Origin of the sequence: Finegoldia sp. BIOML-A4, from assembly GCF_009679635.1 — a bacterium.
Lineage (GTDB): Bacteria > Bacillota > Clostridia > Tissierellales > Peptoniphilaceae > Finegoldia > Finegoldia magna.
In genome coordinates this window covers 60,092-82,740 of record NZ_WKZC01000002.1, presented here as the reverse complement: position 1 = coordinate 82,740, position 22,649 = coordinate 60,092, and the positions used below count along the sequence as shown (strand labels likewise).

The following is a 22,649-nucleotide window of genomic DNA, read 5'->3' as shown; positions in this document are numbered from 1 at the left end:
AATTAGGAGGAGCAAACGATGATAAAAATCATATCAGATTCAGCTTGCGATTTAAAAAAAGCCTATACGGAACAAAACAACATAGGAATTGTTCCATTTAATATAATAATAAACGAAGATACATCACTTAAAGACAAAATAGAAATACAATCAGAAGAATTATTGGAGATGATGAAGAATGATTCGCAATTTTTTGCGAAAACTTCGCAGCCAAGTCCTGACGATTACAAAATCGAATTTGAAAAGGCAGCAAAACAAGGCAGTGACATAATATGTTTTACGATAACATCTGAACTAAGTGGGTCTTACCAATCAGCAGAAATTGCCAAGAGAATTATTCAAGAACAGTATGATGTGGATATCAGGATTGTTGATAGTTTATCGGCATCTCTTGGACAGGGGATTTTAATTAAAAAAGCTGTAGAAATGGTGGGGCAAAACAAGTCGTTGGATGAGATAGAAGATTATGTAAACAAAATCAAATTGACCGGTAAGATTTTTTTGTTAGTGGACACTTTAAAATATCTTGAAAAAGGTGGAAGAATTAGCAAATCCAAAAGATTAATCGGAAATGCACTAAGTCTAAAACCTATACTGAAATTGGAAAATGGTAAATTAGACATTGTGGATAAAGTTATTGGCAAGAAGAGAGCCATAAAACATTTGCTTAAATTGATTAAATCGGAAAAAAATAATGCATCTAAAGGCAATGAATTATTTGTTGTACATGCAGATTCTAAACAAGAGGCTAGTGAAATCTACGATGAGTTAAAAACTGAAAATAATTTACCTTTTGATATCGAATTAATATCTCCAGTTTTAGTTTGCCATTCAGGAAATGGCAGCATTGCTGTTGGAATTGTAAATACTGAGGTTTAATTCAAAATTATATATAGAAATTTTAAATAATAGTGCGTTTTTGATAACGCATTATTTTTTTGCTCAAATATAGATTTTGTTAACTCCGATTTAATTAGAAAAAGTTTTTTGTTTCACGAACATTTCATAAAACTATCGTAATATAATATCAGATCACACGAATGCGTGTTATCTAAATATGAACTTAGATATTTTATGGAGGAAATTATGAGAAAAAATGTATTAAAAGGAACTACTTTGCTACTAGCTTTGTGTTTTAGCGTTGGAGCGGTAGGTTGTCAAAAATCTAGTGGAAATACGGGAAAAGAAACTAAAGTGGTAAGCCCAAAAGAAGCGGGAATAAAGGATGATAAAAGCGGTGAAAACGAAAAATTCAAACCTTCTGATTATTCACTACAACCAAAAGATGAATTTGTATATGAGTTTTTGGGAATGAAGTTCAAGCTTTCAGAACAAGTTAAAAAAGATATGAAAGACAAGAAGATTGCGATGTTGGATGAACAAAGTCCTATCGACAAGGAATTGAAATACGCCATGCTTACTTTCAGCAAATTAACTGAAGAACAAAAAAATGCATTAGTGGATAAAATGGGTGATGGATACGAAAAATGGCAAAAAGAACTTGAAAGAGTGGGTTCTATTGGAATGTTTGACAAAAATATACCTGAAGCTGAAATCGCCAAAATCACAAAATGCGACAATAACAAAAAAGTCGGTGAATCAAAAGATGGTAAGTTCACTTACTACATAAGTTCAAAAGGTAAAATAGATGAAGGTTTTGCAAAAGAATTTGCTAAAACTCAAATTGATATTATAGACAAAAAACCACGTCCTGAAAATGGATTTGTATTATCTGAAAAAACTGATTTGGAAAACACAGAAGCATTCGACAAAAAATCTGTTAAGGGTTTGAACAATTTATCCACAAAAGATATCAATGGCAAAGATTTCTCAAGCAAAGATTTTTCAAAATACGACCTTACAATGGTAAATGTATTTGCCACTTGGTGTAGTGCTTGTGTGAATGAAATTCCTGATTTGAGTGAAGTTCAAAAAGAAATGAAGAACAAAGGCATAAACATCGTCGGAGTTGTCACAGATACTGTGGACGATCATGGTACAAATAATGAAGCATTGCAAAAAGCAAAACTAATTCAAGAAAAAACAAAAGCTTCATATCCATTTTTAATGCCAGACAAATCAAACTTCAACGGCAGATTAAACGGAATACAAGCAATGCCAGAAACTTTCTTTGTCGATAAAAATGGAAATATTGTAGGAGAAACTTATTCTGGTGCAAAATCAAAAGAAGAATGGAAACAAGTTATTGAAAAAGAGTTAGCTAATTTGAAAAACAAATAAAATTAGGTGATTTAAATGTACGAAAAATTTATTCATAGCCGTATATTTTCAGTTACGATTTTATTTTTGTCTGTTGGGATGATTTATTACGGTTACAACAACGGTGAAGTAAAAGTTGTGTTGGATAAGGCTATAAGAATTTGCATGGAGTGTATTGGAATTGGATAAGATTAAAGATTTACTAAGCTTTGGAACGAAGAAAAACAGATATAAAATAATGGATAATTTCAGACACGCTTTCCAATCGCTGTGGTTTTTGATTACAAATTCTTATGTAGAGGGTTTTAAAACCGGAAAGATTTACGGTGGAAACCTCAAGAAAATTTGCGTTCCGGGGATGAATTGTTATTCTTGCCCCGGAGCCAAAGGCTCTTGCCCGATTGGTTCATTACAAGCTGTAATTGGAAACTCTAATTTTAAGTTTAGCTATTACATAGTAGGATTTTTGTTTTTTATTGGAGCTTTGATGGGAAGATTTGTGTGTGGATGGTTGTGCCCGTTTGGATTGATTCAAGATTTGTTATACAAAATCCCTTTTTTCAAAAAGATAAAAACTTTTAAATACGATAAACATTTGAGAAAATTAAAATATTTTATTTTGCTAATTTTTGTAATAATTTTGCCGATGTTTGTGGTGGATATTTTGGGACAAGGCTCTCCGTATTTTTGTAAACTGATTTGTCCGATAGGAATGCTTGAAGGAGGAATTCCTCTCGTGTTACTCAACAAAAGCATGAGAGGAGCGATTGGATTTTTGTATTATTGGAAGGGAACTATTCTGATACTTACGATTTTAATTTCAATAATTATTTACAGACCTTTCTGCAAATATATTTGTCCTTTGGGTGCGATTTATTCATTTTTCAATCCGGTTTCTATTTTTAAATATAGATTGGACAAAGACAAATGTATTAGTTGTGGAAGATGCAAGAAAGTTTGCCAAATGAACGTGGATCCTACGAAAAACTGCAATCATAAGGAATGTATTAGATGTGCAAGATGCAAAAATGCCTGCCCTGTTGATGCGATAAGCTGTGGAATAAGAGATAAAAATTAATACTCAAAATCATTTATAGAAAATTTCAATAAATGAATCTTGGAATTTGTTGTGTCTGTATGATACAATGTTATGGAAAAGATTTTTAGGAGGAATTTATAGTGAAAAAACTTTTATTAACATTAGCTTTAGTATCAGCTTTAACTGTTACTGGATGTTCAAATAATTCAGATAAACCAGCTGACAATAATACTAAAACAGAACAAAATGCTGAAAAACCAGCAGAAAAGACTGAAGAAAAAACTGAAGAAAAAGCAGCCATCAAAGAAATGAAAGGCGCTGATCTTGAAGCTATCGAACAAGATAAGAAGAAAAAAGAAACTGTATTGGTTGTTGACGTTAGAAGCAAAGAAGAATACGACCAAGGTCACGTTAAATGGGCTATCAATATGCCAATCGACACTTTTGAACAAGAAGTTTCTAAATTAGATGCTTACAAAGATAAAGCTGTAATCACAGTTTGCAACACAGGAAAGAAAAGCCAAAAAGCTGCTGAAATTTTAGTAAATAACGGATTCAAAGATGTTACAAACGCAGAAGGCGTTAAGAAATTTGAATACAAATTAGTTAAATTCGCTAACATTTTACCAGAAGATTTAGTAAAAGCATCTGAAGATACTAACAACGTAATAGTTGATGTTAGAGATAAAAAAGATTATGATGAAGGTCATATCAAAAATGCAATTAACATTCCATTAGATGAAGCAGATGCAAGATTATCAGAAATTCCTACAGATAAACCAGTTTACACTTATTGCTATTCTGGAAATAAATCTGGTCAATTAGCACAAAAATTAATCGACAGAGGAAACAAAGACGTATTCAACTCTTTAGATGGAACTAAAGAACACGACTACGAATTAGTAAAATAGTTTTTAAAATTAATGCGGCTCAGAATATGGGCCGCTTTTTTTACAGGAGATTGAATGAACGCAGTAATTTTAATGACTAAAATTCCAAATAAAAAATCTAAAACAAGATTATCTACAATTTTATCAGAAGAACAAAGGATAATTATGAGTAATAATTTGATAGAAAAAAACTTAAATGCTATCAAAAACTACAAAGTTTTTTTGTCTCTAACTCCAGATGAATTATTTGACGATTACACGAAAAATTCTCCTTATGAATGTATAAGACAAACGGGAGATGATATCGGTCAAAGGATGAATAATTCTATCAAAGAAGTTTTGTCACAATCCTATTCCAAGGTTATTTTAATCGGATCAGACATCATTGATTTTGATGGTGAGATTTTCGATGAAGCTTTTGACAAATTAGACCTCAATGATGTTGTGTTCAGCCCAACTGAAGACGGCGGTTATAGTCTCATTGGAATGAAAAAAGCGTACGATGTGTTGTTTGAGAATAAAAAATATTCAAATCCTAATGTAGAAAACGATTTGGAAAATAGTTTGATTGAACATGATTTGTCTTATTATAAACTGAAAGAAACCCATGATATTGACACTGACATTGATTTTGTAAAATACATATCACAATCTGAAAATGTGAAGTTACTTGGTAAAGGCGAGTACAATTCGAACTATCTGATAGATGATGATTATTTGATAAGAATTGCGCGTGGATCACAAATGCATTTGGATAATCAAATTGAATACGAGTATAATGCGCTCAAGTTTTTAGAAAAATCAAATGTAACTGCCAAGGTTTACGATTTAAAACGTGATGAGCTATCGGGAATTTCTTATCTTACGGAAGAATACTTGATAGGAAGGGATTTGGATTATCATACTGATTTAAAAATTGCAGCATATTTGCTTTCACAAATCCACTCATTAGATGTGACAGGACAAGATTTTATAAAAGCAGACAGTCCTTTTAATATGATGTTCGACGAATTTACACAGATGTTTTCTAATTATCAAAAATGGGATAAGAAAAGCCAATCTACTGAAAAGAAAATTTCAGATATGCTAAAATACATCAAAAATTTGGGACTGGATTCTATACTTGAAAATCCATGTCTTATCAACACTGAACTAAACAATAAAAATTTTATAATTGGAGATAAATCTTATATTATAGATTGGGAAAAACCGATTATAGGAGAGCGTGAGCAAGATTTGGCGCATTTTTTGGCACCAACGACGACTTTTTGGAAGACGGATGTAATATTTGATATGGACACTATGTATGATTTCTTGGACGAGTATGATAAAGTAGCAAAAGTAAAAGTCGACAGGAAAAAATTCGTAAAATATTTGTTGTTCACATGTCTCAGAGGAATAACTTGGTGTTCAATGGCATATACTCAATACGTGGATGAGAATAGAGATAGTGGATTTACTTTTGAAAAGATAAAAGCATATTTGTCTGATGAATTTTTGGATAATATATGGGAGTTTATAAAAGCGAATGATTTCAGTAATAGTGCCAGTGTATAATGAATCTGACAAAATCGATAGGTTTATCGACCACCTGGATGTTTTTGATGATGAGTTTGAGGTGATTTTCAGCGTAAGTGGAGATGACGACACGTTTGAAAAAATCAGAGACAGAGGATATAATCCAATTAGAAGCATCAAGGGTCGTGGCAATCAAATTATAAATGGAATTGCAAATTCAACAGGGGAAATAATTCTGATTCTTCACGCGGATACTTTCTTCAAAGAAAATCCAAAAGAAGAAATCAAATCAATTTTACAAAATTATAAAATGGGTTGTTTCAGCATTTCGTTTGTTCCAAAACAGTTCATAATGCAAATTGTCGCATTTAATTCTAGTAATCGTGTCAGACAAAGAAACATCGCATTCGGAGATCAGGGAATGTTTTTCACGAGAGCGTTTTACGATGAGATGGGTGGATTCAAAAATATTGATTTAATGGAAGATTACGATTTTTCAATTAGAGTAAAGGAAAAAGGATACAAAATTTTTCTTTCAAAAATGAAGATATATTCTTCATCGCGTAGATTTCAGAAAAATGGGCCTTTTAGAACTATGTGGATGATGCAGAAATGTCAACATATGTATCGCAAGGGGGAAAAGGTAGATGATATCAAACAAAAGTACAAATGATTACTTACAAGAAGTTAAGGACAAGTGCATTGACTGTGGTAAATGCACAAAATGTTGTCCTTTTTTGACGAAATACAAGATTAATTTAAAAGATTTTGCTGACAGACAAGACTTGGCATTTTCTTGTTTCTTGTGTCAAAAATGCAAAGCGGTGTGTCCGGTTGATTTGGATGGAAAAAAGATTTCTCTTATTTTAAGAAAACAAAATCCTAAATTCGAATCAGTAAAAAAACAAAAAGAAAACTATTTCTTCAAAAACAAATCTAAAAGAAAAACAAAAGATTTGTTGTATTTGGGCTGTAATTTCCCAGCATTTTATCCAGATACTACAAAATATTTAATGGAATTGTTCAACAAAGAAGGATTTGATTATTCAATTGATTGTTGCAATCTTCCAAGTGATTATACTGGATTTGAAAATAATTATATGGAAAGGTTTGAAAAAGAACTCAAAGACAAAGAAGTGGAAAGAATAGTGTGCGTGTGTCCAAATTGTTTCCACAAATTTTACAAAAATTTGTCGGTTGAAGTTATTACGATTTTTAAATGGCTTGAAGAAAGAGATATGATACAAGATATTGATGAGGAAGTAAATGTGTTCTTCCCATGCTCTGACCGATATAATCACATAATTTTTGAAGAAATCAAAAATCATATCAAAGGATTTAACAATAAATACATAAGTACAAACTGCTGTGGAGCAGGTGGAATTGCAGGAAAAAGCGAAAAAGACATCGCAACTCAAATGCAAAACTCCATTAAAAACGAAAAAATATATACTTATTGTGCGACTTGTTCGTCCAAGTTTGTGGCAAATAATGAAGTGCACCACTTTGTAAGTAAAATGGTTGGTATAGATGAAAAATGCGATCCAAGCTTTTTCAAAAATGCATTAAAAGGAAAATTTAGGGGGAGAAAATGAGATTCGAAGATAGAATTCCTGAAAAATATAAAACAACTGGCGATATCACAACGCTACAATTAAACATTACTGAAAAATGTAATTTGCGTTGTAAACACTGCCACGTTATGAAGAACAGCGAAAACTTAGAAATGAGCAAAGAAACTATGGAAGATTGCTTGAAGTTTTTGGATAACCACAAGATGAAAACTGTGGATATTACAGGTGGAGAACCAACAACACATCCAGAAATTGTGTGGTTTATGAAGGAATGTTTGAAAAGAGTAGACGAACTTATTATTAGAACAAACGCAACAGATATCGAAAAAAACAAGGAATTAATGGATTTATTTGATAAAGAAAAAATCAAAATTATCGTATCTCTTCCTTGCTACACAGAAGATAACGTAGATAGCCAAAGAGGAGATGGCGTATACGACAAAGTCATAGCTAACTTGAAGAAGCTTAACGAAATTGGCTATGGAACTGAAAAAGAATTGGATTTAGTTTATAATCCACTTGGTGGATTCTTGCCACCAGAACAATCCAATCTTCAATCAGATTATGAACGCGAATTGAAAAAGAAGGATGTTGTGTTTAATAATTTGTTCACTATTACAAATATGCCTATTGGATATTTCAAAGATTTTTTAATTGAAAAAGGCGAATACGAAGATTACATGAAATTGTTGGAAGATAATTACAATGAAGAAACTTGTGAAAATATAATGTGTAGATTCCAAATTTCTGTGGATAGCTTAGGAAATCTTCACGATTGCGACTTCCACTTAGCAGAAAAAGTCCCAATGAAAGACTACACAAACATCAAAGATTTAATCGATGTGAAGGATTTATCCAGAGAAATCGTGTGGAAAGATTACTGCTACGGTTGTACTGCAGGTAGTGGATCAAGTTGTGGAGGTGCATTGGATGAGTAAATTAACTAACGAAGAAATTTGGCAACAATTTACAGAAGGAATAGATTGTGCGCAAGTTGTTTTGAGATATTTCGCAGATGATTTGGGCGTAGATAAGGAACTTGTTACAAAAATCGCATCACCATTTACAGGTGGAATGTACAAAGGAATGACATGTGGAGCAGTAACTGGTGCCTACATGGTTTTAGGAATCAAATACGGACATTCAAAGCCGAATGAAGGCGAAAAGAAAGTTGAATTAGTAAAAAAAATGTTCGAATTCGATACCAAATTCAAAGAAAAACAATCTACGATAATTTGTGAAGAAATATTGGGAGATAATATAGCAGAAAATCTTGAAAAAATCGAACAAGAAAACACGATGCAAAGAAAATGTCCACAAGCTGTGAATGATGCAATAGATATATTAGAGGAAATGTTTGAAGAAAAATAAATTGAGAGCTGTCTACTTTGGTAGGCAGCTTTTTAAGTGTGGATTTAAAAATCCTAATGTAAGGGCAATAAATATTTCTATTTAAATAATGATATAATACAAGTAACAAATGAAAGAGAGAAAATTATGATTATTATTAGAAATATAAAATTAAAAAATGACGACGAAAGCGAATTGAAGAAAAAAATCTCTAAAATGATTGGAATGAAAAACTTCAATTATGAAATCTACAGAAAATCAATTGATGCTAGAAGGGGAATTCTGTTTAATTACCAAGTTATCGTGGATGTTGATTTGTCTGATAAAAAAATAAAATCAATCAAAAATTGCGAAAGATATCATGAAGAAGATTTTAACCTAGAAGATGTCGATAATTCGAAAAGCGTCACAGTTGTTGGAAGTGGTCCTGCGGGATTGTTTTGTGCGTATTTATTAGCGAAAAAAGGAGCTAAGGTGAAAGTTATTGAACGAGGAAGCGAGGTATCCAAAAGAGTTGAAGATATCAACAAATTCCTGGATACTGGTAAGCTTAACACAAACAGTAACGTGCAATTTGGAGAAGGTGGAGCTGGAACTTTTTCTGACGGCAAATTAACTGCACGTTCCAAAGACAAAAGAGTCAGGGAAGTTTTGAAGACTTTTGTGGACTACGGCGCTCCTAGTGAAATTATGTATGACTCCAAGCCTCACATAGGAACCGATGAATTGCAAAAAGTAATTGTGAATATGAGAAATGACCTTATCAAAATGGGTTGTGAATTTGAATTCGATACATTAATCGACGATGTCGAAATTGAAAATGAAAAATGTGTGGGAATAAAATCGCATAATAGAAAATTTCAATCTGACTATTACGTTTTGGCTCTTGGAAATAGTTCTAGAGACACGGTGATGATGTTAGCCGACAAAATTAAAATGACGAACAAACCTTTTGCGGTTGGTTTTAGAATTGAGCATCCACAAAAAATGATTGATTTTGCACAATATAAATGCGACAGAGATCTTCCAAGTGCGACTTATCAGCTTTCTTATTCTGAAGAAAACAAAAGAGGAGTGTACACTTTCTGTATGTGTCCAGGCGGATATGTAATCAATGCTTCTAGTGAAGAAAATGAATTGTGCGTCAATGGTATGAGTTTTCACAAAAGAGACGGCAAAAACGCAAATAGTGCGATTGTGTGTGGTATAGATGAAGATACTTATGGACATAATTTATTAGACGGGATTAGATTTCAACAAGAAATCGAACGCAAAGCTTTTGAATTGGGAGGAGCGAACTACAATGCTCCAGTTCAGTTGGTAAAAGATTTTATGGATGATAAAAAATCTGAAAAGATCGGAGAAGTTGAACCTACTGTAAAACCGGGATATGTTTTGAGCAATTTGAATGATATTTACCCAGAGCATGTTACAAATTACATTAAAACTGCGATTAAAATGATGGACAACAAGCTTCACGGATTTTCAATGGATGATGCTATACTCACAGGAGTTGAAACGAGAACATCGTGTGCAGTGAGAATGGATCGAGATGATTTGTTAAGAAGTGAAAATGTTGATAATTTATACGTGATTGGCGAAGGTAGTGGATATTCTGGAGGAATCGTATCAAGTGCGATTGACGGATTGAAGGCTGCTGAAGTTATTCTTACATCAAAGTTATCTAAATAATTTAAAAAACTAAATTATTGGGTATATTTAATAAAAGCTAAATTTTTAATTAATTTGAAGAGGGGAATAAAATGATACTTTGTATAACTGCGAATCCTGCTATTGATGTGATTTACGAAATGGATGAGCTGGATACTAATGGAGTAAATGTTGTTGATGATGCGTACAAAACGCCTGGAGGCAAAGGGATAAATGTGTCCAAAGTTTTGGATTTGTTGAGGGCAGATTTCATGGTTACAGGCTTTATTGGAGGAAGTAATGGAGATTATGTAATCGACAAGTTAGACGATGTGAATATCAAGCACGACTTTATTTTTACAAATGTCGACACAAGAAACTGCATTAGAGTAATTCATGGCGATAAGCAATTTGAAATCTTTGAAAAAACTAACAAAATTGATTCTAGATTTGAAAGAACTTTTATGTCACTTATTAAAGAAATCGGAAAAAATTACAATATAGCAGTAATCAGTGGAAGTTTGATGAACGGTTTATCCGAAGATTTTGTCGAAGAAACTATGGATATTCTAAAAGCTAATAGCAAGATTATTTTGGATACAAATGGACAAGTGACTAAAAAAGTGTTGGAAAATAATTATAAACCATTTGCTATCAAGCCTAATTTCTACGAATTTAAGGAAATCATTGGTTTAACAGAAGATATTTCTTCAGAAGATTTCATAAACAAAGATTCTGAGTATTTGAAGAACATCTTTGAAAACGAGTTGCTAGATGATATTGAAATAGTTTTGGTTACCAATGGAAAATACGGAGCAATTTTAAAATACAAAGATAATTTGTACAGGATTTCTGTTCCTCAATACAAAATTCAAAGAACTGTCGGAAGTGGAGATGCTACTGTGGCTGGCTTGGCGAAATTCTTGGATGATGAAGAAGGCGTAATGGAAACTGTTTTGAAGGCTTTATCTCTTGGCGTATTAAATGCGAGAGTTTCAGAAGTTGAAAAGCTGGACGCAGATAAAATAAACGAAGTAGCAGAACAAATAAATGTTGAATTATTATAGAAGATTTATGCATCAAAAAGTTTTTTTGGTGCTTTTTTCTTGCTCAAAAATTTGTATTTCTGATATAATAACTGTAAAGAAAATAAAAGGAATAAATTTGCTTGACTTGTGATCATTTGTATGGTAAATTTATTCTCAACATTAAAAATTTTTAACAAAGTTTTTATTTATTTTATGAGGAGGGTATTATGCAATTTATCGGCGAAGGATTAACATTTGATGACGTACTTCTAGTACCAGGTCCATCAGAAGTGTTACCTAATGAAACTATCTTGAAAACAAGATTAACTAAAAAAATTGAATTGAACATTCCTATGATGTCAGCAGGAATGGACACTGTAACTGAGTCAAAAATGGCTATCGCTATGGCGAGACAAGGCGGGATCGGAATTATTCACAAGAACATGACTATTGAAGAACAAGCAAGAGAAGTAGATAGAGTTAAACGTTCAGAAAATGGAATAATTACTGATCCTTTTTACTTATCTGCAGATGACAAAATCGTTGATGCTTTGAAATTGATGAGTCACTACAGAATTAGCGGTGTACCTATAGTTAATGATGATATGACTTTAGTCGGAATCCTAACTAACAGAGATGTTAGATTCGTAAAAGACGAACAACTTCCAATTGGTGATGTTATGACTAAAGAAGGATTAATCACAGGTCACGAAAACATATCAATGGATGAAGCCTTGGAAAAAATGATGAATGCCAAGATTGAAAAACTTCCAATTGTAGATGAAAACTTCAAATTAAAAGGCCTTATCACTACAAAAGATGTTGAAAAAACAATCCAATATCCAAATTCAGCAAGAGATTCACAAGGAAGATTATTAGTTGGTGCAGCTGTTGGTATCACTAATGATATGATTGAAAGATGTCAAGCTTTAGTAGATGCAAAAGTTGATGTCGTAACAATCGACACAGCTCACGGTCATTCAAGAGGAGTTTTGAATGCTGTAAGAAAATTAAAAGAAGCTTTCCCAGATCTTCAAATTATCGCAGGTAATGTTGCAACAGCAGATGCTACAAGGGATTTGATAGAAGCTGGGGCAGATTGTGTTAAAGTTGGTATCGGACCTGGATCTATTTGTACGACAAGAGTTGTAACAGGTATAGGTGTTCCTCAAATGACAGCTATAATCGAATGTGCAAAAGAAGCTGATAAACACGGTATTCCAATCATTGCCGATGGTGGTATTAAATACTCAGGAGATATTACAAAAGCATTAGCAGCAGGTGCATCTGTTATCATGGCAGGTAGCTTGTTCGCTGGTACTGAAGAAAGTCCTGGAGAATTAGTTGTATTAGAAGGTAGACAATACAAAGAATACAGAGGAATGGGTTCGCTTGGAGCTATGAAAGCTGGAAGTGGAGACAGATATTTCCAAAATAACACTAAAAAATACGTTCCAGAAGGAGTAGAAGGTAGAGTTGCTTACAAAGGATCTGTAGCAGAAGTTGTTTATCAATTAGTTGGTGGACTTCGTTCAGGTATGGGTTATGTAGGAAGCAAAGACTTAGTTGAATTAAAAGAAAAATCAAAATTCGTGAAGATTTCTCCAGCAACACTTGTAGAAAATCATCCACATGATATTACAATTACTAGAGAATCTCCAAACTATACAAAAAAATAGGAGTAAACAATGGATATTAGATTAATAATGGGAAGCAGTTCAGATATTGAAGTTGCAAAAAAAGTTACTAAAATGTTGAAAAAATTTGATCTATCTTATGAAGTATCAGTTATTTCAGCACACAGAGCATTGGATGTTTTAGAAGAAACTGTTGAAAAAGACGACTGCAAAGTTTACATCACAATCGCTGGAAAAGCAGCACACTTAGGTGGAGTAACAGCTGGAATGACAACAAAACCAGTTATAGGAATTCCTGTAAAAGGATCTGCACTTGCTGGAATGGATGCTTTGTATTCAATAGTTCAAATGCCTAAAGGAGTTCCAGTTGCAACTGTAGCAATCGATGGTGGAGAAAATGCAGCTATCTTAGCAGCTCAAATGATTGCTTTGTCTGACGAAAAACTAGCTCAAAAATTAAAAGATTACAAAGAAGAAATGAAACAAGGTGTCATTGATTCTGACAGGGAGTTAGAAGAAATATAATGGGATTAACTTACAAAGATTCTGGTGTAGATAAAGAAAAAGGTTACGAAGAAGTTCAAATCATAAAAGAAATCGTAAAGAAAACTCATGGAAAAGAAGTTCTAACAGGTATCGGTGGATTTGCTGGTTTATTTAAACCAGAAATCTCCGATATGAAAGAACCTGTATTGGTTAGTGGAACTGATGGCGTTGGAACAAAAATCAAATTAGCCATGGAACTAGACAAACACGATACAGTTGGTATTGATTTGGTTGCAATGTGTGTTAATGATGTTTTGTGCCAAGGAGCAAAGCCATTGTTCTTCTTGGATTACATCGCTACAGGAAGTTTAAAACCAGAAAAAATGGCAGATTTGGTTCGTGGGGTAGCAGAAGGTTGTACACAATCAGAATGTGCATTAATCGGTGGAGAAACTGCCGAAATGCCAGGGTTGTACAAAGAAAATGATTATGATTTGGCGGGATTTGCAGTTGGAATCGTAGACCGCGAAAAAATAATTGACGGAAGTAGCATTAAAGAAGGCGATGTTGCAATATCTTTGTCATCAAGCGGAGTTCACAGCAATGGATTTTCACTTGTAAGAGCGGCATTGGATATGGCAAATGTGAAATTATCCGACAAATTTGAAGATACTACAGTTGGAGAAAGACTTTTGGTTCCTACGAGAATTTACGAAAAAGAAATATCAGCTTTATTAAAAGAAGTTCAAATCAAAGGAATTGCTCACATCACAGGTGGTGGATTGTACGAAAACGTGCCTAGAATGTTGCCTGAAAATATAGGAATAGAATTTGACTTAAAAGAATCAGAAATTGATCCTGTGTTCAAAGCTATTCAAGAATGGGGAAATGTCGAAACAAAAGAAATGTTCTCCACATTTAATATGGGAATTGGAATGGTAATTGTAGTAGATGCAAAAGATGTGGATAAATCTCTTGAAGTATTACAAAAAATTGATCCAAAAGCAAAAAAATGCGGAGTTTGCAAACAAACAGAAACAAAAGTTGCGATTAATTTGGACTAATTTTTGAATAAATTAATTTTTTAAATAAGTATATACTTTAGAATTTAGGTACAGAAAATTTAAGAAACTAAGTAAAAATACTTTTGTAAAAGGATTGAGCAAAATATAAATTTATAAAATTAACAACCATTTATTTTTCAAAATTAAATGGTTGTTTTTGAATTGAAAAATGTATCCAAATATTGTGATATCAAGACTTGATAATACTTTTATGGTATAATATGTGAGTATTGGAGGGATTTAGATGTTAACAGTTAACAATTTAAGTGTCATATTCCCCGATAAAAAATTATTTGAGGATGTTAACCTAATTTTTAATCCAGGTAACTGTTACGGAGTTATTGGTGCGAATGGTGCTGGGAAATCTACATTCCTCAAAATTTTATCCGGAGAAAAAGAGCCTACAAAAGGCAATGTCACGATAGATAAGAACACAAGATTATCAAAACTTAACCAAGATCACTACGCTTTTGAAGAAAACAGCGTAATGGATACAGTTTTGATGGGAAACAAAAAGCTTTACGATATCCAAAAAGAAAAAGATGCTATATACATGAAGCCAGATTTCAGCGATGAAGATGGAATGAGAGCAGCGGAATTAGAAGCAGAATTCCAAGAACTTGGAGGATATGAAGCAGAAGCGGAAAGTTCATCTTTGCTGCAAGGTTTGGGAATAACGACACAACAACATTTTATGTTGATGAAAGATTTGAAAGAATCTGACAAGGTAAAGGTGTTATTGGCACAAGCTTTGTTCGGAAATCCAGGAATATTACTACTAGACGAACCTACAAATGGTTTGGATTTGAAAGCAATATTGTGGCTACAAGATTTTCTGATGGATTTTCCAGGAATTGTAATCATAGTATCTCACGATAGATATTTCTTAAACGAAGTGTGCACTCATATGGTCGATGTCGACTACGGAAAGATTAATATGTTCGTTGGTAACTACGATTTCTGGTATGAATCAAGCCAACTTGCACTTCGAATGCAAAAAGAACAAAACAAGAAAAAAGAAGACAAAATCAAAGAACTTCAAGATTTCATTCAAAGATTTTCTGCAAATAAATCAAAATCCAAACAAGCTACAAGTAGGAAGAAACTTCTCGATAAAATCACATTGGATGACATTAAACCATCTAGTAGACGTTATCCATTCGTTGGATTCGAGCTTTCAAGAGAAGTTGGTAATGAAATTCTAAATGTAGAAAACTTGACTGTAGAACAAAATGGCAACAAGCTTATCGATAATTTGAGCTTCAGGGTAAACAAAGGAGATAAGATTGGATTCATTGGAAACGAAATCGCCATCACGAAATTCTTCGAAATAATCAACGGAAACGATGATGATTATACAGGAGAATACAAATGGGGACAAACTATAACTCACACGTATTTTCCAAAAGATAACACTAGGTTCTTCGAAGATTGCGATTTGAATTTGATTGATTGGTTGAGACAATTCAGCGAAGAAAAATCTGAAATTCACATCAGAGGATTTTTGGGAAAGATGCTTTTTTCAGGTGATGAAGCTTTGAAGAAAGCCAACGTTCTTAGCGGGGGCGAAAAAGTCAGAATGATGTTTTCCAAAATGATGGTAACACCAGCCAATGTCTTGGTGTTCGACCAACCTACAAACCATTTGGATTTGGAAAGTATCGAAGCCGTAAATAACGGCTTGATTACATTCAAATCAAATATTTTGTTCACATCACTCGATCACCAATTTGTATCTTCTGTTGCAAATAGAATTATTGAAATATTTGATGACGGAACTTATCGTGACGTATCAATGAATTACGAAGACTATATAGAAAAATATTTAACTAATAATTAGGAGTAGAAATGAAACATCAATTAGTTATTGTGGTAGATTTTGGAGGACAATATAATCAACTAATCGCTCGTCGTGTAAGAGATTTGAACGTGTACTGCGAAGTTGTTCCTTACAAAAAAGCATTGAATGCTATTAAGGAAAAACAACCGATCGGGATAATCTTCACAGGCGGACCAAACAGCGTTTACGAAGAAAATTCTCCACAAATCGATAAAGAAATTTTTGAATTAAATATTCCTATTTTGGGAATGTGCTACGGAATGCAACTTATCTCCAAAGATTTTGGTGGAGTTGTTGAAAAGGCAAAAAATCGTGAATTTGGTAAAACTAATGCCAAAATTGCAAATCAAAGTTCTATCTTAAAAGATATGAGCGACGAAAGCATCGTGTGGATGAGTCACACTGATTTCGTATCAGAAAAACCAGAAGGATTTGACATCATTCAAACAACGGACTCTTGCCCAGTAGCAGCAATTGCAAATGAAGACAAGAAAATCTACGCTGTTCAATATCACCCAGAAGTTAATCATACAGTTGAAGGTAAAATACTTATCAAAAACTTCCTTTATGAAATCTGTAAAGCTGATGGAGATTGGACAATGGAAAACTTCTTGGAAGAACAAATCCAAAAAATCAGAAAAACTGTAGGCGACAAAAAAGTTTTGTTGGCATTATCAGGTGGGGTAGACAGTTCCGTATGTGCATCACTTCTATCAAAAGCTATCGGCAAAAACTTGACATGCGTATTCGTTGACCATGGTTTGATGAGAAAAAATGAAGGCGACGAAGTCGAAGCCGCATTCAAAAATGACGAATTGAACTTCGTAAGAGTAGATGCAAAAGACAGATTCCTAGATAAATTAAAAGGCGTATCAGATCCAGAACAAAAGAGAAAAATCATCGGAGAAGAATTCATCAGAGTATTTGAAGATGAAGCTAAGAAAATCGGATCTGTAGATTTTTTAGCGCAAGGGACAATCTATCCCGATGTAATAGAATCTGGACAAGGCGATGCATCCGTTATCAAATCTCACCATAACGTTGGAGGACTTCCAGATGTAGTTGATTTCAAAGATTTAATCGAACCACTTCGCGATTTATTCAAAGACGAAGTCAGAAGATTGGGATTAGAATTAGAAATGCCAGAATATTTGGTATATCGTCAACCATTCCCAGGACCAGGATTAGGAATCAGAGTTATGGGAGAAATCACTGAAGAAAAATTAGAAGTGTTGCGTGAAGCAGACTATATATTCAGAGACGAAGTTGCAAAAGCAGGAATCGACAAAGACATCAACCAATACTTCGCAGTAATCACTAACAATAGAACAGTCGGAGTAATGGGAGATTTCAGAACTTACGACTATACATTAGCACTAAGGGCCGTAACAACAACAGACTTCATGACAGCTGATTGGGCAAGAATCCCATACGAAGTATTAGATAAAACTTCAGTAAGAATAATCAACGAAGTAGATCACATCAATAGAATAGTTTACGATATTACAAGTAAACCACCAGCAACAATTGAATGGGAATAGTAGCAAAAAAACAAAAAACCTTGTAAAATCAACGGTTACAGAAGATAAAAAACTGTAGCTGGGACTAAAATGGGAACATTTGTAAAAAAGAATAAATTGAATAATAGTTCCAAGTGGTTTACATTTGGACAAAAAATTAGACCGTAGTTAAAATCTGCGGTCTTTTTGATTGTCTATAATCTTTAAATAAGATATGATATAAGTTTAGATATACTTCAAAGAAAATAAGAATCTTAGACCTGTAAGAAGTTTTTGAAAATATGATATAATATAATTAATTGAAATACCGATTTTAAAAATTATAAGGGAGAGAACTTTATGCAAAACTTTGGGAAAATTATTTTTAAAATAGACCAGGTTTTAGAAGAAAAAAATATAAGCAAAAACAAATTAGAAAGAGAAGCAAACCTTCAAAGGACGCAACTTAATTCTTATTGTAATAATAAAGTTAAAAGAATTGATTTAGAAACTATAGCAAAGATTTGTTGTGTGTTGGATTGTGGAGTTGAAGATGTTATGGAGTATGTGAGGTAGTTATGAAATTTTTAGACGAATTAAAAAAGGTATTGAGCTTTGATGAACGTTTTTTTGGGGAATCTAATCAAATTATCAAGACTAAGGTATCAGATGCAGCAAGAGCTAATGATGAGAAATTATTAAAGGCCTTGCTAAATAATGATTTATTGAAAGAAGCTTTTTTTACTAAAGTTGATGACATATATGTTTTTGATAAAAATAAATTTGTATGGGTCCTAGAATCAAAAGAATTTCTTTCAGATTCTTTTACTATGTATAAAAATAAGATAGGTCTTGTTGATTCTAATAATAATCTAATTAGTCAAAAACTAGATGTTTCATTGGTATGGCCTTATAAAGACTGTGTCCTTGAAGGTGGACAAACTAAAGAAGACCAAAAAAGAGATGAAATTTTTTATAATGAAACCCTAGCCCCAGATCAGGTAAATAGACTACTAGCACCAAAAGTTTTAGGGAATGCCAAGAGATACACAAAAGACGGAATAGAAGAAAATATAGAATTTAAAGAAGATGATAACTTAATTATAAAAGGAAATAATTTGGCTGGCTTGTCGTCTTTATTAGAAAGATATGAAGGTCAAGTGCAGCTTATTTACATTGACCCTCCTTTTAACACTGGAGGAGATTCATTTAAGTATAATGATAAATTTAATCATTCAACTTGGTTAACATTTATGAAAAATAGGTTTACTATAGCTAAAAGATTACTAAAACCAGATGGATCTATATTTGTACACTTGGATTTTAATGAATCTCATTATGCAAAAGTATTAATGGATGATATTTTTGGAAAAGAAAATTTTAAAAATAATATTATTTGGTGTTACACTGGCCCATCAGGAAGCTCTAGGTTTTTACCAAGAAAGCATGATGATATTTTATATTATGGCAATGGAGAAAATACATTATTTAATCAGCCGTATGTTAAGCATAAGAGTGGTGTTCATAATACAGGTCAGGTATTTGGAAATGCTGATACTAAAGAGGATTTTAAAGAAAAAGCAGAAGCTCAAGGGAAAAAACTTGAAGATTGGTGGGATGATATATATTCCACAGATAGATACAGATCTGAATTATTAGACTTTTCTGGACAAAAGCCAGAAAAATTACTTCAAAGAATTATTGAAATGGGAAGTAATAAAGGAGATATCGTATTAGATTATCACCTTGGTTCCGGAACAACAGCGGCAACTGCTCATAAATTGGGGAGAAAATATATAGGAATAGAGCAAATGAGTGAACAAATATTCATTGGCTTAGAAAGATTACAAAAAGTCGTTGATGGTTTTGAGTTTGGCATTTCTAAATCAGTAAACTGGCAAGGTGGTGGATCTTTTGTTTACTGTGAACTTTTAGAAGATAATGAAAGTCTAGTCAATGAACTAGAAAAAGCGGAAAATACTTATCAAGTTAAAATTGTTTTGAATAAGTCCATAGACAATGGAAAATTAATTCCTTCTGTCCTTCCTAGTGATTTAAAAGAAAGTGAAGATGATTTTGATAAGCTTAGCCTTGATGAGCAAAAGAATCTTGTGATGGAGCTATTAAATAAAAACCAGCTATATGTAAATTTTTCAGATGTAGACGATGAAGATTATAAGGTGAGTGAGTCTGACAAGACATTTACTAGAAGCTTCTATGGCAAGGAGTGATGTTATGACTGATCAATATTTGTACCAAGAGTTAGACGTTATTAAAAAAATAGGGGCTTTGAAAGAATTGCCTTCCTATATAGAGTCAAACTTAAATCCTAATATCATTTTGCGTGATTATCAAGAAGATGCTTTTAGGTATTTTATAACCTATGTTGAAAGTGATTTGATTAAAAATAAACAAATTCATAATTTATTTCATATGGCAACTGGTTCTGGTAAGACTGTTATTATGGCAGGTCTTATTTTATATTTATATACCAAAGGTTATAGAAAGTTTTTATTTTTTGTAAATCAGAATAATATTATCGAAAAAACTAAAGAAAATTTCCTCAATCAATCTTCTATTAAGTATCTTTTTGCAGATAATATCGAATTGATGGGAGAACAGGTTCAAGTAAAAGAAGTAAACAATTTTGCTTTTTACGATAAAAACGCCATAAATATTTGCTTTACTTCCACACAAAAGCTTCATATGGATATGAATTTTCCAAAGGAGAATTCGCCTACTATTGATGATTTTGAGGATGATAAGATTGTTTTAATCTCAGATGAATCCCACCATATAAATACTGTTACTAAGGGTCTTACAAAAAGTGAAAAAACAAACCTAGAAGAAAATGCCAAAAGCTGGGAATACACAATTGAAAAAATATTTAGAGCAAATAGAGATAATGCCTTATTAGAATTTACAGCAACCGCTGACTTGAAAGATCCTAATGTTGAGAAAAAATATTTGGATAAAATTGTATATGATTATACCTTATCTAAGTTTAGAGAAAGTGGATATACCAAAGACTTTAATAATATGCAGGGTGATTATGATAGGTGGACGAGAACTCTGCTTGCTCTTGTTATAAGCTATTATAGAAGACATTTATTTGGTGACAATGGTCAAAATATAAAGCCAGTTGTTTTATTAAAATCTAAAACTATTAAAGAATCAAAAGCATTCTATGATGAATTTTACCAAAAATTAAATAATCTCAAGGCTGAAGAAATTCTAAAATATAAGGATTCTGATAATGAATATTTAAGGAATGCTATAGGATATTTTCTTAAAAAAGACCCAAGTTTAAATGCTCTTGTATCTGATATAAAATTAGGATTTGCAACTGAAAACTCTATAATATTAAATTCTAAGAGTGAATCTGAAGAAAAGGAAAAACAAGTTGCCGTAAACTCTCTTGAAGCAAAAGATAATCCATATAGAATAATTTTCACAGTTGATATGTTAAATGAGGGTTGGGATGTATTAAATCTTTTTGATATTGTAAGATTATATGAAACACGAGATGGAAAAAATGGAAAACCAGGGAAGACGACGATAAGTGAAGCTCAACTAATAGGACGTGGAGCTAGATATTGTCCATTTAAAATTGAAGATGATCAACCAAGAAATAAGCGTAAATATGATTATGATGTAACTAATGAAAATAGAATATTAGAAACTCTTTTATATCACTCTATGCAGGATTCGAGGTATATTGGAGAGTTGAGATACGCTCTAAAACAAACGGGTTTATTAGCAAATGCTCCGATGGAAATTAATTATATATTGAAAGATGATTTTAAACAAACAGATTTTTTCAGAGAAGCATATGTATTTTCAAATAAAAAAGTTGAGAAGTCAAGAAAATTAGTCACAGGAATAGATAAAAAAATACGAAATGGATTTTATCAATATAGAGTATCAACAGGCAGTTCATTTATATATGGATTATTTGATGAAGGAAAAGTAAAAGCTAACGGTATGACCAATACTTTTAGATATGAATTTAAAAATATACCTTTAAATATTACTGAAGGTGCAATGTCAAATTTTGAGGTCCTGAAATTCAATACACTTAAATCATATTTTCCTAACTTAAAATCTAAGAAAGAATTTTTACAATCTGAGAATTACTTAGGAAATATTACATTACAAATCGAAAGCTCTAACGAAAAAATAGAAGCAAAAGATCTATATGCCGGAACAATGAAAATATTAAAAGAAGTTTCGACATATATTCAAAAAATAGAGACCGAATATGAAGGGACAAAAGAATTTTATGCTAAAAGGATTCATGAAGTATTAAAAGATAAGAAAATATATGTTGATAATCCTCATGGGGATGGATTAGGTAGTTCACAAGCTATGATCGTTAATGAAGATTCTATGGATCTAGCATTTGAACCTTGGTATGTTTATAACGATAATTACGGAACCGATGAAGAAAAAGCCTTTGTTAAGTATTTTAAGGGGATAGTAAAGGACTTAAGTGACAAATATGAGAAAATTTATCTAGTAAGAAACGAAAGGATACCAGCTCTAGCTATTTATGAATTTGATACTGGAGAAAGATTTGAGCCTGACTTTTTATTGTTCTTGCAAAAGAAAGGTACAGATTGGTATCTCCAAGAACAAATTTATATCGAACCTAAAGGAAGCCATTTAATAGAAAAAGACAAATGGAAAGAAGATTTCCTACTAAAAATTGAAGAGCAAGGGATACCAACAAAAACTTATGTAGATGATAATAAGTATAGGATTATAGGGCTTCCATTCTTTAATAGAGAGCTTAGGATTAATGAATTTGATAATTCTATAAGACAATGCTTACAATGATGAATAATATTAAGT

At 32.4% G+C, this 22,649-nt stretch carries 20 protein-coding genes; all 20 read left to right on the top strand.

Annotation, left to right across the window (positions count from 1 at the left end; all coding sequences use genetic code 11):
• Positions 1–18: 18 nt before the first annotated feature.
• The gene (locus GKG01_RS02765) at positions 19–879 is read left to right on the top strand and encodes a DegV family protein (RefSeq protein ID WP_154271356.1); all 861 of its coding nucleotides are present in this window, start codon (positions 19–21) and stop codon (positions 877–879) included.
• A 207-nt stretch (positions 880–1,086) separates the two neighbouring features.
• Positions 1,087–2,241 carry a TlpA disulfide reductase family protein gene (locus tag GKG01_RS02760; RefSeq protein ID WP_154271354.1) on the top strand — a complete coding sequence of 385 codons (1,155 nt, stop codon included), beginning with the start codon at positions 1,087–1,089 and terminating at the stop codon, positions 2,239–2,241.
• Positions 2,242–2,256: 15 nt separating this feature from the next.
• Positions 2,257–2,409 carry a CD1871A family CXXC motif-containing protein gene (locus GKG01_RS09015; RefSeq protein WP_172975083.1) on the top strand — a complete coding sequence of 51 codons (153 nt, stop codon included), beginning with the start codon at positions 2,257–2,259 and terminating at the stop codon, positions 2,407–2,409.
• Complete coding sequence (locus GKG01_RS02755; RefSeq protein WP_154271352.1) at positions 2,402–3,298, top strand: 4Fe-4S binding protein; 897 nt, start codon at positions 2,402–2,404, stop codon at positions 3,296–3,298. Before GKG01_RS09015 ends, GKG01_RS02755 begins: the two co-directional genes overlap by 8 nt.
• A gap of 101 nt (positions 3,299–3,399) precedes the next feature.
• Positions 3,400–4,170 (top strand): rhodanese-like domain-containing protein, encoded by a 771-nt coding sequence (locus GKG01_RS02750; protein ID WP_172975082.1) that lies wholly within the window; start codon positions 3,400–3,402, stop codon positions 4,168–4,170.
• Positions 4,171–4,224: 54 nt separating this feature from the next.
• Positions 4,225–5,706 carry a TIGR04282 family arsenosugar biosynthesis glycosyltransferase gene (locus tag GKG01_RS02745; RefSeq protein WP_154271349.1) on the top strand — a complete coding sequence of 494 codons (1,482 nt, stop codon included), beginning with the start codon at positions 4,225–4,227 and terminating at the stop codon, positions 5,704–5,706.
• On the top strand, positions 5,678–6,340 hold the full coding sequence (locus tag GKG01_RS02740) for a TIGR04283 family arsenosugar biosynthesis glycosyltransferase (protein ID WP_154271347.1): 663 nt from the start codon (positions 5,678–5,680) through the stop codon (positions 6,338–6,340). Before GKG01_RS02745 ends, GKG01_RS02740 begins: the two co-directional genes overlap by 29 nt.
• Positions 6,315–7,262: a (Fe-S)-binding protein gene (locus GKG01_RS02735; protein WP_154271345.1), complete on the top strand. Its 948-nt coding sequence runs from the start codon at positions 6,315–6,317 to the stop codon at positions 7,260–7,262. Before GKG01_RS02740 ends, GKG01_RS02735 begins: the two co-directional genes overlap by 26 nt.
• Positions 7,259–8,179 (top strand): arsenosugar biosynthesis radical SAM (seleno)protein ArsS, encoded by a 921-nt coding sequence (gene arsS, locus GKG01_RS02730; protein ID WP_094207544.1) that lies wholly within the window; start codon positions 7,259–7,261, stop codon positions 8,177–8,179. The genes GKG01_RS02735 and arsS overlap by 4 nt, the downstream gene beginning before the upstream one ends.
• The gene (locus GKG01_RS02725; protein WP_094204092.1) at positions 8,172–8,612 is read left to right on the top strand and encodes a C-GCAxxG-C-C family protein; all 441 of its coding nucleotides are present in this window, start codon (positions 8,172–8,174) and stop codon (positions 8,610–8,612) included. Before arsS ends, GKG01_RS02725 begins: the two co-directional genes overlap by 8 nt.
• A gap of 126 nt (positions 8,613–8,738) precedes the next feature.
• Positions 8,739–10,283, top strand: a complete 1,545-nt coding sequence (locus GKG01_RS02720; RefSeq protein ID WP_154271343.1) for an FAD-dependent protein — start codon at positions 8,739–8,741, stop codon at positions 10,281–10,283.
• 71 nt (positions 10,284–10,354) lie between these two features.
• Positions 10,355–11,308, top strand: coding sequence for a hexose kinase (locus tag GKG01_RS02715; protein ID WP_094205265.1), 954 nt, complete (start codon positions 10,355–10,357; stop codon positions 11,306–11,308).
• A 188-nt stretch (positions 11,309–11,496) separates the two neighbouring features.
• Positions 11,497–12,948 carry an IMP dehydrogenase gene (gene guaB, locus GKG01_RS02710; RefSeq protein ID WP_094207541.1) on the top strand — a complete coding sequence of 484 codons (1,452 nt, stop codon included), beginning with the start codon at positions 11,497–11,499 and terminating at the stop codon, positions 12,946–12,948.
• Positions 12,949–12,957: 9 nt separating this feature from the next.
• Complete coding sequence (purE, locus tag GKG01_RS02705; RefSeq protein ID WP_154271341.1) at positions 12,958–13,431, top strand: 5-(carboxyamino)imidazole ribonucleotide mutase; 474 nt, start codon at positions 12,958–12,960, stop codon at positions 13,429–13,431.
• Positions 13,431–14,456 carry a phosphoribosylformylglycinamidine cyclo-ligase gene (purM, locus tag GKG01_RS02700; protein ID WP_094205268.1) on the top strand — a complete coding sequence of 342 codons (1,026 nt, stop codon included), beginning with the start codon at positions 13,431–13,433 and terminating at the stop codon, positions 14,454–14,456. The genes purE and purM overlap by 1 nt, the downstream gene beginning before the upstream one ends.
• A gap of 244 nt (positions 14,457–14,700) precedes the next feature.
• On the top strand, positions 14,701–16,296 hold the full coding sequence (locus tag GKG01_RS02695; protein ID WP_094204086.1) for an ATP-binding cassette domain-containing protein: 1,596 nt from the start codon (positions 14,701–14,703) through the stop codon (positions 16,294–16,296).
• An 8-nt stretch (positions 16,297–16,304) separates the two neighbouring features.
• Positions 16,305–17,837: a glutamine-hydrolyzing GMP synthase gene (guaA, locus tag GKG01_RS02690; protein ID WP_094205270.1), complete on the top strand. Its 1,533-nt coding sequence runs from the start codon at positions 16,305–16,307 to the stop codon at positions 17,835–17,837.
• A 318-nt stretch (positions 17,838–18,155) separates the two neighbouring features.
• Complete coding sequence (locus tag GKG01_RS02685; RefSeq protein ID WP_154271340.1) at positions 18,156–18,371, top strand: helix-turn-helix transcriptional regulator; 216 nt, start codon at positions 18,156–18,158, stop codon at positions 18,369–18,371.
• Positions 18,372–18,373: 2 nt separating this feature from the next.
• Positions 18,374–20,026: a site-specific DNA-methyltransferase gene (locus GKG01_RS02680; protein WP_154271337.1), complete on the top strand. Its 1,653-nt coding sequence runs from the start codon at positions 18,374–18,376 to the stop codon at positions 20,024–20,026.
• A gap of 4 nt (positions 20,027–20,030) precedes the next feature.
• Complete coding sequence (locus tag GKG01_RS02675) at positions 20,031–22,634, top strand: DEAD/DEAH box helicase family protein (protein WP_154271335.1); 2,604 nt, start codon at positions 20,031–20,033, stop codon at positions 22,632–22,634.
• The last annotated feature ends 15 nt before the right edge of the window (positions 22,635–22,649 follow it).

Bases quoted from the DNA above. Each gene is read 5' to 3' on its own strand.
- GKG01_RS02765 (WP_154271356.1), top strand. From the start codon at position 19: ATGATAAAAATCATATCAGATTCAGCTTGCGATTTAAAAAAAGCCTAT.
- GKG01_RS02760 (WP_154271354.1), top strand. From the start codon at position 1,087: ATGAGAAAAAATGTATTAAAAGGAACTACTTTGCTACTAGCTTTGTGT.
- GKG01_RS09015 (WP_172975083.1), top strand. From the start codon at position 2,257: ATGTACGAAAAATTTATTCATAGCCGTATATTTTCAGTTACGATTTTA.
- GKG01_RS02745 (WP_154271349.1), top strand. From the start codon at position 4,225: ATGAACGCAGTAATTTTAATGACTAAAATTCCAAATAAAAAATCTAAA.
- GKG01_RS02740 (WP_154271347.1), top strand. From the start codon at position 5,678: ATGATTTCAGTAATAGTGCCAGTGTATAATGAATCTGACAAAATCGAT.
- GKG01_RS02735 (WP_154271345.1), top strand. From the start codon at position 6,315: ATGATATCAAACAAAAGTACAAATGATTACTTACAAGAAGTTAAGGAC.
- arsS (WP_094207544.1), top strand. From the start codon at position 7,259: ATGAGATTCGAAGATAGAATTCCTGAAAAATATAAAACAACTGGCGAT.
- GKG01_RS02725 (WP_094204092.1), top strand. From the start codon at position 8,172: ATGAGTAAATTAACTAACGAAGAAATTTGGCAACAATTTACAGAAGGA.
- GKG01_RS02720 (WP_154271343.1), top strand. From the start codon at position 8,739: ATGATTATTATTAGAAATATAAAATTAAAAAATGACGACGAAAGCGAA.
- GKG01_RS02715 (WP_094205265.1), top strand. From the start codon at position 10,355: ATGATACTTTGTATAACTGCGAATCCTGCTATTGATGTGATTTACGAA.
- guaB (WP_094207541.1), top strand. From the start codon at position 11,497: ATGCAATTTATCGGCGAAGGATTAACATTTGATGACGTACTTCTAGTA.
- purE (WP_154271341.1), top strand. From the start codon at position 12,958: ATGGATATTAGATTAATAATGGGAAGCAGTTCAGATATTGAAGTTGCA.
- purM (WP_094205268.1), top strand. From the start codon at position 13,431: ATGGGATTAACTTACAAAGATTCTGGTGTAGATAAAGAAAAAGGTTAC.
- GKG01_RS02695 (WP_094204086.1), top strand. From the start codon at position 14,701: ATGTTAACAGTTAACAATTTAAGTGTCATATTCCCCGATAAAAAATTA.
- guaA (WP_094205270.1), top strand. From the start codon at position 16,305: ATGAAACATCAATTAGTTATTGTGGTAGATTTTGGAGGACAATATAAT.
- GKG01_RS02685 (WP_154271340.1), top strand. From the start codon at position 18,156: ATGCAAAACTTTGGGAAAATTATTTTTAAAATAGACCAGGTTTTAGAA.
- GKG01_RS02680 (WP_154271337.1), top strand. From the start codon at position 18,374: ATGAAATTTTTAGACGAATTAAAAAAGGTATTGAGCTTTGATGAACGT.
- GKG01_RS02675 (WP_154271335.1), top strand. From the start codon at position 20,031: ATGACTGATCAATATTTGTACCAAGAGTTAGACGTTATTAAAAAAATA.